Source organism: Piscinibacter gummiphilus (assembly GCF_002116905.1).
Taxonomy (GTDB): Bacteria; Pseudomonadota; Gammaproteobacteria; order Burkholderiales; family Burkholderiaceae_C; genus Rhizobacter; species Rhizobacter gummiphilus.
On record NZ_CP015118.1, the window covers coordinates 304,958 to 319,271 of the forward strand.

The 14,314-nt window shown below is 70.1% G+C and carries 10 protein-coding genes; 6 read left to right on the forward strand and 4 right to left on the reverse strand.

The annotated features are described in order from the left end of the window. Positions 1-3 precede the first annotated feature (3 nt). Both A4W93_RS01340 and A4W93_RS01345 read right to left on the reverse strand, forming a co-directional pair. Positions 4-1,989, reverse strand: coding sequence for a MacB family efflux pump subunit (locus A4W93_RS01340; RefSeq protein ID WP_085748897.1), 1,986 nt, complete (start codon positions 1,987-1,989; stop codon positions 4-6). After that, positions 1,989-3,689, reverse strand: coding sequence for an efflux RND transporter periplasmic adaptor subunit (locus A4W93_RS01345; RefSeq protein ID WP_085748898.1), 1,701 nt, complete (start codon positions 3,687-3,689; stop codon positions 1,989-1,991). The genes A4W93_RS01340 and A4W93_RS01345 overlap by 1 nt, the downstream gene beginning before the upstream one ends. A gap of 167 nt (positions 3,690-3,856) precedes the next feature. On the opposite strand from A4W93_RS01345, the gene A4W93_RS01350 reads away from it, so the two are divergent. The 3 genes from A4W93_RS01350 to A4W93_RS01360 all read left to right on the forward strand — a co-directional run bounded on the left by A4W93_RS01350 (position 3,857) and on the right by A4W93_RS01360 (position 6,670). Next, complete coding sequence (locus A4W93_RS01350) at positions 3,857-5,374, forward strand: ATP-binding protein (RefSeq protein WP_169726493.1); 1,518 nt, start codon at positions 3,857-3,859, stop codon at positions 5,372-5,374. Beyond that, positions 5,367-6,044, forward strand: coding sequence for a response regulator (locus tag A4W93_RS01355; RefSeq protein ID WP_099960020.1), 678 nt, complete (start codon positions 5,367-5,369; stop codon positions 6,042-6,044). The genes A4W93_RS01350 and A4W93_RS01355 overlap by 8 nt, the downstream gene beginning before the upstream one ends. 212 nt (positions 6,045-6,256) lie before the next feature. Next, positions 6,257-6,670 carry an SWIB/MDM2 domain-containing protein gene (locus A4W93_RS01360; protein ID WP_085748901.1) on the forward strand — a complete coding sequence of 138 codons (414 nt, stop codon included), beginning with the start codon at positions 6,257-6,259 and terminating at the stop codon, positions 6,668-6,670. Between the two features lie 93 nt (positions 6,671-6,763). Here A4W93_RS01360 and A4W93_RS01365 read toward each other — a convergent pair whose 3' ends face one another. Next, complete coding sequence (locus tag A4W93_RS01365; RefSeq protein ID WP_169726494.1) at positions 6,764-9,565, reverse strand: hybrid sensor histidine kinase/response regulator; 2,802 nt, start codon at positions 9,563-9,565, stop codon at positions 6,764-6,766. A gap of 223 nt (positions 9,566-9,788) precedes the next feature. On the opposite strand from A4W93_RS01365, the gene A4W93_RS01370 reads away from it, so the two are divergent. The 3 genes from A4W93_RS01370 (at position 9,789) to A4W93_RS01375 (ending at position 11,369) form a co-directional block, all read left to right on the forward strand. Further along, positions 9,789-10,340 carry an invasion associated locus B family protein gene (locus A4W93_RS01370; RefSeq protein WP_085748903.1) on the forward strand — a complete coding sequence of 184 codons (552 nt, stop codon included), beginning with the start codon at positions 9,789-9,791 and terminating at the stop codon, positions 10,338-10,340. Positions 10,341-10,419: 79 nt separating this feature from the next. Further along, complete coding sequence (locus A4W93_RS29415; RefSeq protein ID WP_157131566.1) at positions 10,420-10,566, forward strand: hypothetical protein; 147 nt, start codon at positions 10,420-10,422, stop codon at positions 10,564-10,566. Between the two features lie 92 nt (positions 10,567-10,658). Further along, a complete protein-coding gene (locus tag A4W93_RS01375) occupies positions 10,659-11,369 on the forward strand; it encodes a hypothetical protein (protein WP_157131567.1) in 711 nt (236 codons plus the stop codon). A 4-nt stretch (positions 11,370-11,373) separates the two neighbouring features. On the opposite strand, the gene uvrA is transcribed toward A4W93_RS01375, so the two are convergent. Next, the gene (gene uvrA / locus A4W93_RS01380) at positions 11,374-14,295 is read right to left on the reverse strand and encodes an excinuclease ABC subunit UvrA (RefSeq protein WP_085748905.1); all 2,922 of its coding nucleotides are present in this window, start codon (positions 14,293-14,295) and stop codon (positions 11,374-11,376) included. Between the last annotated feature and the right edge of the window lie 19 nt (positions 14,296-14,314).

Sequence of the window (14,314 nt, forward strand, 5' to 3'; positions counted from 1 at the left end):
GAATCACTCCGCCGACAGCGCGACCACGGGGTCGAGCTTGGCGGCCTTCTTGGCCGGGAGGTAGCCGAACACGAGGCCGGTCGCGAACGCGCAGCCGAAGGCCAGCACGACCGGCGCGACCGAGTACTGGATGGGGGTGCCGAAGGCGCCGATGATGGCGGCCGTCGCGAGGCCGCCGGCCACGCCGATGGCGCCGCCGAGGGCCGAGACCACCACCGCCTCGATCAGGAACTGCTGCATGATGTTGGCCTCGCGGGCGCCGGTGGCCATGCGGATGCCGATCTCGCGGGTGCGTTCGGTGACCGACACCAGCATGATGTTCATCACCCCGATGCCGCCCACCAGCAGCGAGATCGCCGCGATGGAGCCGAGCAGGATCGTCAGCGTGTTCTGCGTCTGTTCGGTGGCCTCGATGATCGAGGCCATGTTGCGGATCTGGAAGTCCACCACGCCGTGGCGGTCGGCCAGCAGCTTCTCCACCTCGTCCTGCGTCTCGTCGATGCGCTTGACGTCGTCCACCGCCACCGTCACGTTGCGGAGGTAGCGCTGGCCCGACAGCCGCAGGCTGCTCGTGGCGTACGGCACGAACACGATGTCGTCCTGGTCGGACCCCATCGGCGAAGCACCGCGGGGCGTCATCACGCCCACCACCTGGAACAGCAGGTTGTTGATCAGCACGAACTGGCCCACCGGCTCGGTGTCGGGGAACAGGGCCTTGGCGACGGTCTCGCCCAGCACCGCCACCGTGGCGTAGCCCGCCTCGTCGTCCTCGCTGAAGAAACTGCCCTTGGCCACGGGCCACTGCCGGGCGATGGGGAACTTGAACGACGTGCCGTTGACGCTGGTGCTGACGTCCGACGTGCCCACGCGCAGCGTGGCCGTGCTGGTCTGTTCGGGCACCGCGGCGAGCACGTTGGGCACCTCGTCCACCGCGTACACGTCCGACAGCACGAGCGTGGCAGTGCTGCTGAAACCCCGCTGGTTCGGCGCGCCGGGGCGCACGAGCAGCAGGTTCGAGCCCATGGCGCTGATGCGGTCGATCACCTGCTGCTTCGCGCCGTCGCCGATCGCGAGCATGGCGATCACCGAGCCCACGCCGATCACGATGCCGAGCAGCGTGAGCGCCGCCCGGAACACGTTCGCGCGCAGCGAACGGAAGGCCATGCGGGCGGCCTCGACGATGTCGCCGAGGTGCGTGCCCTCGCGCGGCACCACGGGCCGCACGAACGGTTGCTGCGTGGGCGAGACGGGGGCCGGGCCCTGGTCGGAGAGGATGTCGCCGTCGCGGATCTCGATCAGGCGGTGCGCGTGGTCCGCCACCTCCTTCGCGTGGGTGATCAGGATCACCGTGTGCCCGCGGGCCGACAGGTCGGCCAGCAGGCGCATCACGTCGGCGCCGCTCTTGCTGTCCAGCGCGCCGGTGGGTTCGTCGGCGAGCACGATGCGCCCGCCGTTCATCAGGGCGCGCGAGATCGACACCCGCTGCTGCTGGCCACCCGACAGCTGGTTCGGGCGGTTCTGCAGCTTGTCCTGCAGGCCCAGCTCGCTCAGCAGCGCCTTCGCGCGCTCGTGGCGTTCGACGGTGTCCAGGCCCGAGTAGATGGCCGGCACCTCGACGTTTTCGGCGGCGCTGGCGCTCGGGATCAGGTTGTACTGCTGGAACACGAAGCCGAAGTCGTCGCGGCGCAGGCGCGCGAGTTCGTCGCGGTCGAGCTTCGAGACGTCGCGGCCCATGAACTCGTACGTGCCGGTGCTGGGCTTGTCGAGCGCGCCGAGGATGTTCATCAGCGTGGACTTGCCCGACCCGGACGCGCCCATGATCGCGACGAACTCGCCTTCATAGATGTCGAGGTCGACGCCATGCAGCACGGTGACCGCGAGTTCGCCGCTGCCGTAGGTCTTCGTGACCTTGCGCAGGCGGATCAGCGGCACCTCGGTGTCGGGCCGTTCACGCCGCACGAGCGGCGCGGTTTCCTGGGCGCGGTCCATCAGCGGCCCCGGTTGCCACCACCGGCGCCGGGAGGCATGCCGCCCGGCCCTTGCTGCAGGCCGCCGCCCGGGCCCTGTTGTGCGGCCTTCTGCGCGGCCGGCGGCGGCTTCAGGCCGGTGACGACCTCGTCGCCTTCCTTCAGGCCGGACAGCACCTGCGCCTGCACCCGCGTCGTCACGCCCAGTTCGACAGGGCGTTCCTCGATGTGGCCGTCCGCGTCGATCACCTTCACGGTGCCCTTGCGCGGCGCGCGCTGGCCGGCGGTGCCGACGAACCCGCCGGTCATGCCGCGGTTGACGGGGCCGGACGCGGCCGGCTCGGCGGCATCGGCTTTCGCGGCGTGGCGGCGGGGCGACGAGGCCGGGGCCTCGGCCGGACGCGGCGGCGGGGCGGATTCGCCCGCGGCTTCACGCATCGCGCGGCGGCGTTCGCGCATCGCCTGGCGTTCCTCGGGCGACATGGCCTCGAACGCGGCGCGGCGCTCCTCGGGGCTCATCGAGGCGAAGCGGTCGGCGGCCGCATCCCCGGCCGGCGCGGACGCGCGCGGAGCGGGGGCGGAGGCCGCCGTCTCGGGGCGGGGGCGGCGCGGTGCCGAGGCCGCGGCCTGCGGCGCGGACGCCGCACGCGACGGGGCCGATGCGGCCGAAGCGGCTTCACCCGCCGACGCCCGCTCGCCACGGCGACCGCCGCGGCCGCCGGCGCCACCGGGGCCGCGCTGCAGCGTCACGGCCGACGTGGGCACGAGCAGCACGTCCTGCGCGGACGCGGCGATGAAGAAGACCTGCGTGGTCATGTTCGGCATCAGTGCGTTGTTGGTGTTCGTCACGTCGAACAGCGCGTTGTAGAGCACCACGTTGTTGGTCACCGTGGGGGTGGGCTCGACCTTGCGGAGCGCGCCGTACCAGCGCCGGCCCTGGCCGCCGAGCGTGGTGAAGTACACCTCCATGCCCTGGCGCAGCTTCGAGACCTCGGCTTCCGACACCTGCGTCTGCACGGTCATCGTGTTCAGGTCGGCGACGCGCAGGATGGTCGGCGCGGTCTGGTTCGCGTTCAGGGTCTGGCCCTGGCGCGCCGTCACGGACACCACGGTGCCCGACATCGGCGCGAAGATCTTCGCGTAGTTGAGGTTCGCCTCGTCGGCGCGCAGCTGCGATTCGGTCTGCTCGATCTGCGCGGTCACCGCGGCGATCTGGGCCTTGGCCGACCGCAGCGAGGCCTCGGCCACCTGCACCGATTCCTTCGTGGTGGCGTCGGCCGCCATCAGGTTCTTCTGGCGCGTGGCCTGCAGCTGCGCGAGCTCGAGGGCGGACTGCCGATCGAGCAGCGTGGCCTGCTGGTTGCGCAGGCTCGCGCGCCGGCCGTCCACGGTGGCCTTCAGCACGGTGGGGTCGATCTCGGCGAGCAGGTCGCCCGATTCCACCCGCGAGCCCACCTCCACGTACAGCTTCTTGAGCTGGCCGGAGACCTGCGCACCCACGTCCACGTAGTCGCGCGGCTGCACGGTGCCGGTGGCGGTGACGAGGTCCTCCAGGTCACCCTTCTGGACGGTGGCGATCTGATAGAGGTCACGCGGATTCTTGCCCACGCCGAAGGCCTGCCAGGCCCACCACCCGCCGCCGGCCAGCGTGAGCACGAGCACCGACACCGAATACGGATTCAACGCCCGCCGAACCCAGGACTTGCGCGCAGAGACATTCATGAAGAAGAGACCGTCGAGGAATCGATTGAAGAACGATGGCGCCAGTGTCCTCACCGAATGAAGAGCCACTGAGGAAGGAAAAAGGAGAAAATGTAATCCGATGTAACCGAGGCCGCCGGAACCCCATTTCCACAGTGTTTGCCCGATTGGCGCTTAGTCTGCGGAGCATGTCTTCCGAGCTTCCTCCTTCTTCGGCCCCGGGCTGGCGCTGGCCCGCGCGGTTCGACACCCTGCGCATCAAACTGTTCCTCGCGATCGCCGGTGCGAACGCGGTGCTCGCGCTCGCCACGTTCCTCGTGTTCAGCTGGAGCTTCGACCAGGGTTTCGTCGAGTACCTCAACCGCGCCGACGAGGCCCGCCTGCAGCCCGTGATCGCGCGCCTGGCCGAAGGCCACGCACGCGAGGGCAGCTGGAAGTGGGCGACCGAGGACCGCAAGCGCTGGTTCGACGTGCTGCGCGACGTGCTGGGCTCGCGCGTGGTGCGCCGCGGCGACGAGCCGGCGTCGGCCGCGTCGGTGCCCGCCGAACCCGCCGCGTCCGCGCCCGGCGACGCGCCACCACCGGGTCCGCCGCCCGATCCGCTGCTCACCATCGACCCGCGCCTGATGCTGTTCGACGCCGACGGCAAGCTGCTCGTGGGCCGCCCCGAGATGGCGGCCGAGGCGGTGCAGAAGCCCATCGTGGGCAACGGCCAGGTCGTCGGCTACCTCGGCTACGTGCCGCGGCTGAAGACGGTCGCATCGCTCGAGAAGCTCTTCGCCGCGCAGCAGAACCGCAAGTTCGGCGTGATCGCCGTGGGCATGCTGGTGGCCGGTCTCGCGGTCAGCGCGCTGCTGTCGTGGTGGCTCGCGCGCCGCATCCGCCGGCTCGCGGCGGGGGCGCATGCGCTGATCCAGGGGCACTACGAGGTCCGCATCGCGGTCCAGGGTGCCGACGAACTGGCCCAGCTGGCCGGGGACTTCAACCACCTCGCGCGCACGCTCGAGGCCGCGCAGCGCGCCCGCCAGCAGTGGATCGCCGACATCGCGCACGAACTGCGCACGCCGCTGGCCGTGCTGCGCGCCGAGATCGAGGCGCTGCAGGACGGCGTGCGCCCGCTCGGAGCCGCGAGCCTCGGCTCGCTCGCGCAGGAGGTGGCGCACCTGTCGCGGCTGGTGGACGATCTGCGCATGCTCTCCCTGTCCGACACCGGCGCGCTCACGTACCACAAGGAGGCGCTCGACATCGCCGACGTGGTCGACGACGTGCTGCAGGCGCACCGTGCCGCGCTGCACGACAAGGGCTTCGACGTGTCCTTCGAACCGGGGACCGCCGCGCGGGTCTTCGGCGACAGCGCCCGCCTTGCCCAGGTCTTCGGCAACCTGCTGCAGAACACGCTGCGCTACACCGATGCGCCCGCGCGGCTGGCCGTGCGGGTCGGAAACGACGGTGGGCAGGTGCTCGTCACGTGGGAGGATTCGAGCCCGGGTGTCTCCGAGGCCGACCTGCCGCGCCTGACCGAACGCCTGTTCCGCGTGGAGGGGTCGCGCAGCCGCGCCGGCGGCGGATCGGGCCTCGGCCTCGCGATCGCGGTGGCCATCGTCTCGGCCCACGGCGGCGAGATGGCGGCCGGCGCGAGCCCGCTCGGCGGGGTCCGGTGGCAATTGAGGTTCCCGAAGTTCGATGGTGGAGGTGCCCATGGCTGAGCGGATCCTGATCGTCGAGGACGAGGACAAGATCGCCGACATCCTGCGCGACTACCTGCTGCAGCACGGCTTCGAGGTGTCCCGCCTCACGCGCGGCGACGAGGTGGAGGCGTGGATGCGCGACCACGGCGCCGACCTCGTGCTGCTCGACCTGATGCTGCCGGGCAAGAACGGCCTCGACGTCTGCAAGGCGCTGCGCCAGCAGACGCAGGCCGCGATCGTGATGGTGACCGCGCGCGTCGAGGAGATCGACCGCCTGCTCGGCCTCGAGCTCGGCGCCGACGACTACATCTGCAAGCCGTTCAGCCCGCGCGAAGTGGTCGCGCGCGTCAAGGCGGTGCTGCGCCGCACCCATGGCGGTGCATCGGCCGAACACGACCTGGTGCTCGACGATGCCGGCTGGCGCGCCACGCTCGGCGGCCGCGACCTCGGCCTCACCGCGGTCGAGTACCAGCTGCTGAAGGTGCTCGCGGCCCAGCCGGGCCGCATCTTCTCGCGCGAACAGCTGATGGATGCGATGTACCGGGACACGCGCGTGGTGTCCGATCGCACCGTCGACAGCCACGTGAAGAAGCTGCGCAAGAAGGTCGCGGACGTGTCTCCGCACCGCGAGATCATCCACTCGGTGTACGGCGTGGGCTACAAATTCGAGTGGGGTGCGGGCGCGTGATGGCGCACGAGTGCAGCAGACATTGACGCAGCGGGGCGACAAATCGGCTTCCCACGGGGGAAGAATGCGCGTTTTACCTATGAAAACTGCTTCTCAATGCAGCACTCTCGCAGTAGTATTCGCTCCGCACGTGGTCATGGAGAACAGGGGGCTCATGCGGCCTTCACCCAACCCGGGCACATCAACCAACCATTTGATGGAGAAAATTCAACATGGCAACTGCGAAACCCCCCGCCAAGAAGGCGGCTCCTGCGAAGAAGGTAGCGGCTAAGAAAGCCGCGCCGGCCGCCAAGAAGGCAGCCCCCGCGAAGAAGGCCGCTCCGGCCAAGAAGGCAGCTCCGGCGAAGAAGGCCGCTGCAAAGGCTCCCGCGAAGAAGCGCACGCCGAACGCCGCGTTCATGAAGGCCATGACCCCCAGCCCGCAACTGGCCGCCGTGATCGGCGCCACCCCGGTGCCCCGCACCGAGGTCACGAAGAAGGTCTGGGAGTACATCAAGGCCAACAACCTTCAAGACTCCGCGAAGCGCACCATGATCAACGCCGACGCCAAGCTGAAGGAAATCTTCAAGAAGGCGCAAGTCTCGATGTTCGAGATGACGAAGCTGATCAACGGTCACCTGAAGTGATCTCTCGAACCCCGCCAGGGGTTCGTTGCAAAGGCCGGTGTCCGCGAGGATCCCGGCCTTTTTACTTGTGCATCCGCTCGCGCACCGGGAGGGTCAGCCGAGGATCTCGGCGAGCCCGCTGAGCACGTTGGGCACATGCACGGGCTTGGTCCAGTAGGCGTTGTAGCCCGCCGCCAGCGCCGCGTCGATCTGCGGCTGCATGGCATCGGCGGACAGCGCGATGCAGTGCAGGTCGCCCGTGGCCGGCGCCTCGCGCACGCGGCGGATCAGCTCCAGCCCGTTCATGTCGGGCAGGTTCATGTCGATCAGCACGAGGTCCGGGCGCGCGTTCGACAGGTGCGCGAGGCCCGTGGCGCCGTCACCGGCCACGTGCAGCGTCCAGTGGGGCTGCGAGCGGAACAGCTCCTGCATCAGCAGCTGGTTCAGCGGTTCGTCCTCGATGTAGAGCACGTTGCGCGACCGCGCAGACGGCCGTGCCGGCGGAAGCGCCGGGGCCTCGGGCTTCGCCTCGACCCCCTCGGGGGCGCTGCCGGCCGGCAGCGACAGCGTGAAGGTGGAGCCGAGGCCCGGTGCGCTCAGCAGCCGCAGCTGGCCGCCCATCGCGTGCGCCAGCGCCCGCGCGATCACGAGGCCGAGGCCGGTGCCCTCGACCCGGCGCTGCTCGGCGCCGAGGCGGTTGAACGGCTCGAACAGGTGCGCCTGCTGTTCCGGCGTGAGGCCCTGACCCTCGTCGCTCACCGAGAGGTGCACCCACCCGGTCTCGTGCCGCAGCACCACGCGCACCTCCCCGCCGGGGCGGTTGTACTTGATCGCGTTCGACAGCAGGTTGATCAGCACCTGCTCCACCGCGCGGACGTCCGCCACGGACCAGTGCGGCGACGGTGGCGGCATGGCCACCCGCACGTTCGCCTTGTCCGCCAGTGGCTGGACCAGCGCGATGCAGGCCGACACCGAGGCCATGAGGTCCACCGGCTCGCGCTGCATCGACACGTCGCCCTGCTCGATGCGGGCGAGGTCCAGCACGTCGTTGATCAGCTCCAGCAGGTGCCGACCGGCGTACAGCACGCTGTCGAGGCGGTGGGCCTGGTCGGGCGCGAGGGTGTGCACCTGGTCGAGGGCCATCAGCTGCGCGAAGCCGAGGATGCCGTTGAGCGGCGTGCGCAGCTCGTGGCTCACGCGGGAGAGGAACTCGCTCTTCGCGCGGCTGGCCCGCTCCGCCGTTTCCTTGTCGCGGCGGAGCTGCTCGTGCGCCACCTGCTGCGTGACGTCGCGGCAGGTGCCCAGCATGCCGTTGACCTGCCCGCCGTCGTCGACCGTGCAGTGCGCGTGGATCTCGAGCGTGCGCGTCGACCCGTCGGGCAGGGTCATGCGGTACCGCGCCTCCAGCGTGCCACGCCGCGCCATCGCCTGCTCCAGCGCATGCCGGGCGCCGCTGCGGTCGCCGGGATGGAAGTGCTGCAGCCACTCGGCCATCGTCAGTTCGGCGCGCAGCGGCGCGAGGCCGTGGTTCGCGCAGGCGATGGCGTCGAGCGAGATGCGGTCGGAGGGGCGGTCGAACTGGGCGATGCCGATGCCCGCGGCACGGGCGGCCATGCTCCAGCGACGCTCGCCGGTGCGCAGCGCGAGCTCGATCTCCTTGCGCGCGGTCACGTCGGCCGTGAAGCCGTGCCACAGCAATCCGCCGGCCGGATGCGGCTCGGGCAACGCGCGGATCTCGAGCCAGCGCACCTTGCCGTCGCGCAGCGTGCGGTACTCGCGGTTCCACGGCGTGAGCGACCGCGCCGCCTCGACCAGGCTGCGCATGAACCCCGCCCGGTCGTCCGGGTGGACGGAGCGGCACACCACCTCGCGGTCTCCGCCGTCGCCCTCGTGCGGCGGGTCGGCGCCGAACATCTCGCGGCACGCGTCGCTCGCGTAGAGATAGTGAACGGTGTGGTCGGGCAGCAGCCGGAACTGGAAGATCACGCCGGGCACCTGCGACGACAGCTTGCGCAGCAGCTCGGCCTGCGCGTGCGCGCCGCGTTCGCCCGCCACCCGCGCCGACACGTCGCGCGCGGTGCCGCGGTAGCCGCAGAAGCGGCCCTGGGCGTCGTAGGCCGGCACGGCGCTGCGCGAGATCTGCAGCACGCCGCGCTGGGTGGTCTTGTCGGTCAGCACGCGCGTGACGTGCCGCCGCGCGCGCAGCAGGCCGTGGAACGTCTGGCCGCCGGGGAGCGGCTCGCCGAGGTCGTCGAGCAGCGGCGAGTCCGCAATGGTCTGGCCGATCAGCGAGACGGGGGGCATGCCGGTCACCGCCTCGAAGGCGCCCGACACCCACGTGTAGCGCAGGTGTTCGTCGGTCTCCCACATCCAGTCGCCCGAGGCCCGCGCGAAGTCGAGCAGCCGCGCGCGCTCCTGTTCCAGCGACGTGAGCCGCTCGAGGCCGCGCATCAGGCCCAGCGCCACCTTGGCGAGGCGGCGCAGGGCGTCGCGCTGCGCGGGTTCGAGCGAACGCGGCACGACGTCGACCACGAACAGCGAGCCCACCATCACCCCGTCGACACACAGCGGCATGCCGGCGTAGAGCCGCACGTGCGGCTCGCCGGTGACACCGGGGTGTTGCACGAAGCGCGGGTCGAGGCGCGCGTCGGGCACCTCCATCACGTCGGTGCCGAGGATGGTGTGGGCGCAGAAGGTCTGCTCGCGCGGCAGTTCGATGGGGGGCATGCCGACCACCGCCTTGAACCATTGGTGGCGTTCGTCGATGAGGCAGATGGCGGCGATGGGGCAGCCGGTCAGCTGCGCCGCGCAGGCGACGAGTTCGTCGAAGCTTTCCTCGGGAGCGGTGTCGACGATGCCGAACGCCTGCAGGCTGGCGAAACGGCGGTGTTCATCGGGCAGACGCTCTGAATGCATGGGCGGGCACCTGGGAGGAATCCGTCGATTGTCGGTCATGCCCGACTCAGGGAGAACCCGCGGCACGCGTGACATGCCGCACGCGCACGGGGTGTAGGTCGCGTCCGACGGTCTCTGCCCGGCTTGTCCGGCAGACCCTTCATGGCGCCGAACCTAACCTTCGTTTCGTTGGCACATGTTCCGTGCACCCCGCAGGAACCCATCACGACAAAGGAGATTCGACATGAACCACTTCAACCCGATCGCCCGAGCGCTCATCGCCGTGACCGGCGCCTTCGTCTTCGCCGCCGGCGCACACGCCGCGGGCGACAAGGCCACGTACGAACAGCACAAGGCCACGGCCAAGGCCACGTACGAGTCGTCGCACAAGCAGTGCGATTCGCTGTCCGGCAACGCGAAGGACATCTGCCAGGCCGAAGCGAAGGCCGCGCGCAAGAAGACCGAAGCCATGGCCGAGGCCGACTACAAGGGCACGCCGAAGGCGCGCTACGACGCGGCCGAGGACATCGCCAACGCCGACTACGACGTGGCCAAGGAGCGCTGCGACGACAAGGCCGGCAACGACAAGGACGTCTGCGTGAAGGAAGCCAAGGCCGCACGCGACAAGGTCAAGGCCGACGCCAAGGCCGAACGCGACACCAAGAAGGCCCACAACGAGGCCGTCGAGGACAAGAACAAGGTCGCGTACAAGGCCGAGGCCGAGAAGTGCGACGCGCTGGCGGGCGACGCCAAGACGGCGTGCACGAACCAGGCGAAGGCCAAGTACAAGCAGTAAGCACCCCCCGCGGGGCCTCCTCCTGGAGGCCCCGTTCCACATCGAACCCCTCTCTTCCCATTCGCATCGGGAGTCGACCTTGAGCCTCCTCGTTTCCTTCCTCGTGGTCACCGCCGTGCTGGCCCTCGTGATCGGCCTCGGCTTCTGCCTCGTCCACCCGCACGTCTGCGCGCTGATGCAGGGCGACTGGTGCTCGGAGCCCGAGAACGACCCCACCCGGTCGTGACCCGGCCCCCCGCCGGGGCGAGGTGACGGCGCTTCCGGTTTGGCAGACAATCAACCGGCAGTTCCCCCCGTCAACTTCCCCGCCGGTGATCCATGAGCGATCGATTCCGACTGGTCTTTGCCGGTGACGTGCTCGAAGGTCACCGCGTCGAAGACGTCCAGCGCAAGATGGCCGAACTGCTGCACCTGAGCCAGGCGCGGCAGGACTCGATGTTCTCGGGCAAGCGCACCGTGCTCAAGAAGGGCATGGTGTTCGACGATGCCACGCGCTACGTGGCGAAATTCGAGCGCATCGGCGCGAAGGTGCTTGTCGAGCCCGACGAGTCCGAGACGCGCGCCGACCTCGCGGAATCCCGCCGCGACGACAGCGTGCCCGCTTCCGAACCCGCGCCGCGCGCGGCCGCCGCGAAGGCCTCCGCGTCCGCATCCGCCAAGGTGCCTCCGCGCCGCACGGTGGTGATCGCCGGCGCCGCCGCCGTCGTGCTCGCGGTGCTGGCCGGCGCCGGCTGGTACGTCTGGGGCGGCGGTTCGCCCGTCGCGCCGCAGGTCACCGACGAGCGCCTGGGTGTCTACGGCCTCACGGCCGACGCCCGCACCGTCTTCCGCTCCGACTACTGGCCCGCCGGTGGCAACAAGGCCTTCGCGGCGTCCACGGGTGGTGCCTTCGGCTACGTGGCCGGTGCGGCGTCCGACCAGGAGGCCGCGCAACGTGCGCTCGCGGATTGCGAGGGGCGCCGCAAGCCCGAGATGTCGGCCTGCCGGCTCGTCAACCTGACGGGCAACTGGGCACCCGTGGGCCCCTGACGGTTCAGCGGGAGAGCAGCGGCGCGAGGTAACGTCCCGTCACGCTGTCGGGCGCCGCGGCGACCTGCTCGGGGGTTCCCTGGGCCACCACCCGGCCGCCGCCGGCCCCACCTTCCGGGCCCATGTCGATGATCCAGTCGGCCGTCTTGATCACGTCGAGGTTGTGCTCGATCACCACCAGCGTGTTGCCGGCGTCGCGCAGCTGGTGCAGCACCTTCAGCAGCAGGTCGATGTCGGCGAAGTGCAGGCCGGTGGTGGGTTCGTCGAGGATGTAGAGCGTGCGGCCGGTGTCGCGCTTGCTCAGTTCGAGCGCGAGCTTCACGCGTTGCGCCTCGCCGCCCGACAGCGTGGTGGCGCTCTGGCCCAGGCGGATGTAGCCGAGGCCCACGTCCAGCAGCGTCTGCAGCTTGCGCGCGAGGTTCGGCACGGCGCTGAAGTACGCGTGGGCGTCCTCCACCGTCATGTCGAGCACCTCGGTGATGTTCTTGCCCTTGTACTGCACCTCGAGCGTCTCGCGGTTGTACCGCCGGCCGTGGCAGACGTCGCACGGCACGTACACGTCGGGCAGGAAGTGCATCTCGACCTTCAGCACCCCGTCGCCCTGGCACGCCTCGCAGCGGCCGCCGGCCACGTTGAAGCTGAAGCGGCCCGGACCGTAGCCGCGCTCGCGTGCGGTGGGCACCTCGGCGAACAGCTCGCGGATGGGCGTGAAGAGGCCGGTGTACGTGGCCGGGTTGCTGCGTGGCGTGCGGCCGATGGGGCTCTGGTCGACGTTGATGACCTTGTCGAACGCGTCGAGCCCCTCGATGCCGTCGTGGGCCTCGGGTTCGGTGTGGCTGTTGTAGAGGTGGCGGGCCACCGCGGCGTACAGCGTGTCGTTGACGAGCGTGCTCTTGCCCGAGCCGGACACACCGGTCACGCACGTCATCACGCCCACCGGCACGTCCACGGTCACGCCCTTGAGGTTGTTGCCACGGGCGTTGAGGATGCGCAGGCCGGCGATGGGCTCGCGGCGCTGTTCGGGCACCGCGATGCGCAGCACCTGCGCGAGGTACTTGCCGGTGAGGGACTCGGCGTTCGCGGCCACCTCCGCCGCCGTGCCCTGGGCGATCACCTGCCCCCCGTGCACGCCGGCGCCGGGGCCCATGTCGATCACGTGGTCGGCGGCGCGGATGGCGTCCTCGTCGTGTTCGACCACCAGCACGCTGTTGCCGAGGTCGCGCAGGTGGCGCAGCGTGCCGATCAAGCGGTCGTTGTCGCGCTGGTGCAGGCCGATGCTCGGTTCGTCGAGCACGTACATCACGCCGGTGAGGCCCGAGCCGATCTGCGAGGCGAGCCGGATGCGCTGCGCCTCGCCGCCGCTCAGCGTGTCGGCGCTGCGGTCGAGGCTCAGGTAGTTCAGGCCCACGTCGTTCAGGAACTTCAGCCGCGAGCGGATCTCCTTGATCACCTTGTCGGCGATCTCGGCCTTCGCGCCTTTCAGTTCGAGGCGGCCGAAGTCGTCGAGGCACTGGCGCAGCGTCTTGTGCTCCACCGTGTAGATGGGTTCGCCCTTGGAGCCGTCGGCCCCGGACAGGAACACGTGCCGCGCCTCGCTGCGCAGCCGCGCGCCGTGGCACTCGGGGCACGGGCGCGGGGCCTGGTAGCGCGACAGGTCCTCGCGCACGGCGGCCGAGTCGGTCTCCTTGTAGCGCCGCTCGAGGTTCGGGATGATGCCCTCGAACGCATGCGTGCGCCGCACGCTGCGCATCTTGCCGTTGGCGCCCTCGGCCTCGTAGACGAACGCGATCTCCTCCTCGCCCGAGCCGTACAGCAGCGCCTTCTGCGCCTTCTTCGGCAGCTTCTCGTACGGCGTGTCGATGTCGAACTTGTAGTGCCTGGCCACGCTCTCGAGCAGCGAGAACGTGTAGCCGTTGCGCCGGTCCCAGCCCTTGACCGCACCGCTCGCGAGGCTCAGCGACGGGAAGGCGACCACGCGCTCGGGGTCGAACGCGGTCACGTGGCCGAGGCCGTCGCAGCTGGGGCACGCGCCCACCGGCGAGTTGAACGAGAACAGGCGCGGCTCGAGTTCGCTCAGGCTGTAGCTGCAGACGGGGCAGGCGAACTTGCTGGAGAACAGGTGCTCGGCACCGGTGTCCATCTCGAGCGCCATCGCGCGGCCGTCGGCGATGCGCATCGCGGCCTCGAAGCTTTCGGCGAGGCGCTGCTGCAGGCCCGGCTGCACCTTCACGCGGTCGATCACCACGTCGATGTCGTGTTTCTCGCTCTTCTTGAGCTTGGGCACGTCGGTGGCCTCGTACGTGTCGCCGTCCACGCGGAAGCGCACGTAGCCCTGGGTCTGCATGTCGGCGAAGAGGTCGCCGAACTCGCCCTTGCGGTCGCGCACCACCGGGGCCAGCACCATGAGCTTCGTGCCGGCGGGCAGCGCGAGCACCGCGTCCACCATCTGGCTGGTGCTCTGCGCCTGCAGCGGTTCGTCGTGCAGCGGGCAGTACGGCGTGCCGGCGCGGGCGTACAGCAGGCGCAGGTAGTCGTGGATCTCGGTGACCGTGCCCACGGTGGAGCGCGGGTTGTGCGACGTGGCCTTCTGCTCGATGCTGATCGCGGGGCTCAGGCCCTCGATCACGTCGACGTCGGGCTTGTCCATCAGCTGCAGGAACTGGCGCGCGTACGTGCTCAGGCTCTCGACGTAGCGGCGCTGGCCCTCGGCGTACAGCGTGTCGAACGCGAGGCTCGACTTGCCCGAACCGCTCAGGCCGGTGATGACCACGAGGCGGTTGCGCGGGATGTCGAGGTCGATGTCCTTGAGGTTGTGGGTGCGTGCGCCACGCACGCGGATCGTGGGGGCCTCGATGGAGGCTTCCGCGGTCAGGGCCGCCTCGATCCGGGCGGCGGGGTCGTCGGTCAGGGCAGGGCGGGGCGGCATGAGGGTCACGCGGAAGGGA

Coding starts and splice junctions, on each gene's coding strand:
- A4W93_RS01360 (WP_085748901.1), top strand. CDS start 6,257: ATGGCAACTGCGAAACCCCCCGCCAAGAAGGCGGCTCCTGCGAAGAAG.
- A4W93_RS01355 (WP_099960020.1), top strand. CDS start 5,367: ATGGCTGAGCGGATCCTGATCGTCGAGGACGAGGACAAGATCGCCGAC.
- A4W93_RS01345 (WP_085748898.1), bottom strand. CDS start 3,689: ATGAATGTCTCTGCGCGCAAGTCCTGGGTTCGGCGGGCGTTGAATCCG.
- A4W93_RS01340 (WP_085748897.1), bottom strand. CDS start 1,989: ATGGACCGCGCCCAGGAAACCGCGCCGCTCGTGCGGCGTGAACGGCCC.
- A4W93_RS01350 (WP_169726493.1), top strand. CDS start 3,857: ATGTCTTCCGAGCTTCCTCCTTCTTCGGCCCCGGGCTGGCGCTGGCCC.
- A4W93_RS01365 (WP_169726494.1), bottom strand. CDS start 9,565: ATGCATTCAGAGCGTCTGCCCGATGAACACCGCCGTTTCGCCAGCCTG.
- A4W93_RS01375 (WP_157131567.1), top strand. CDS start 10,659: ATGAGCGATCGATTCCGACTGGTCTTTGCCGGTGACGTGCTCGAAGGT.
- uvrA (WP_085748905.1), bottom strand. CDS start 14,295: ATGCCGCCCCGCCCTGCCCTGACCGACGACCCCGCCGCCCGGATCGAG.
- A4W93_RS01370 (WP_085748903.1), top strand. CDS start 9,789: ATGAACCACTTCAACCCGATCGCCCGAGCGCTCATCGCCGTGACCGGC.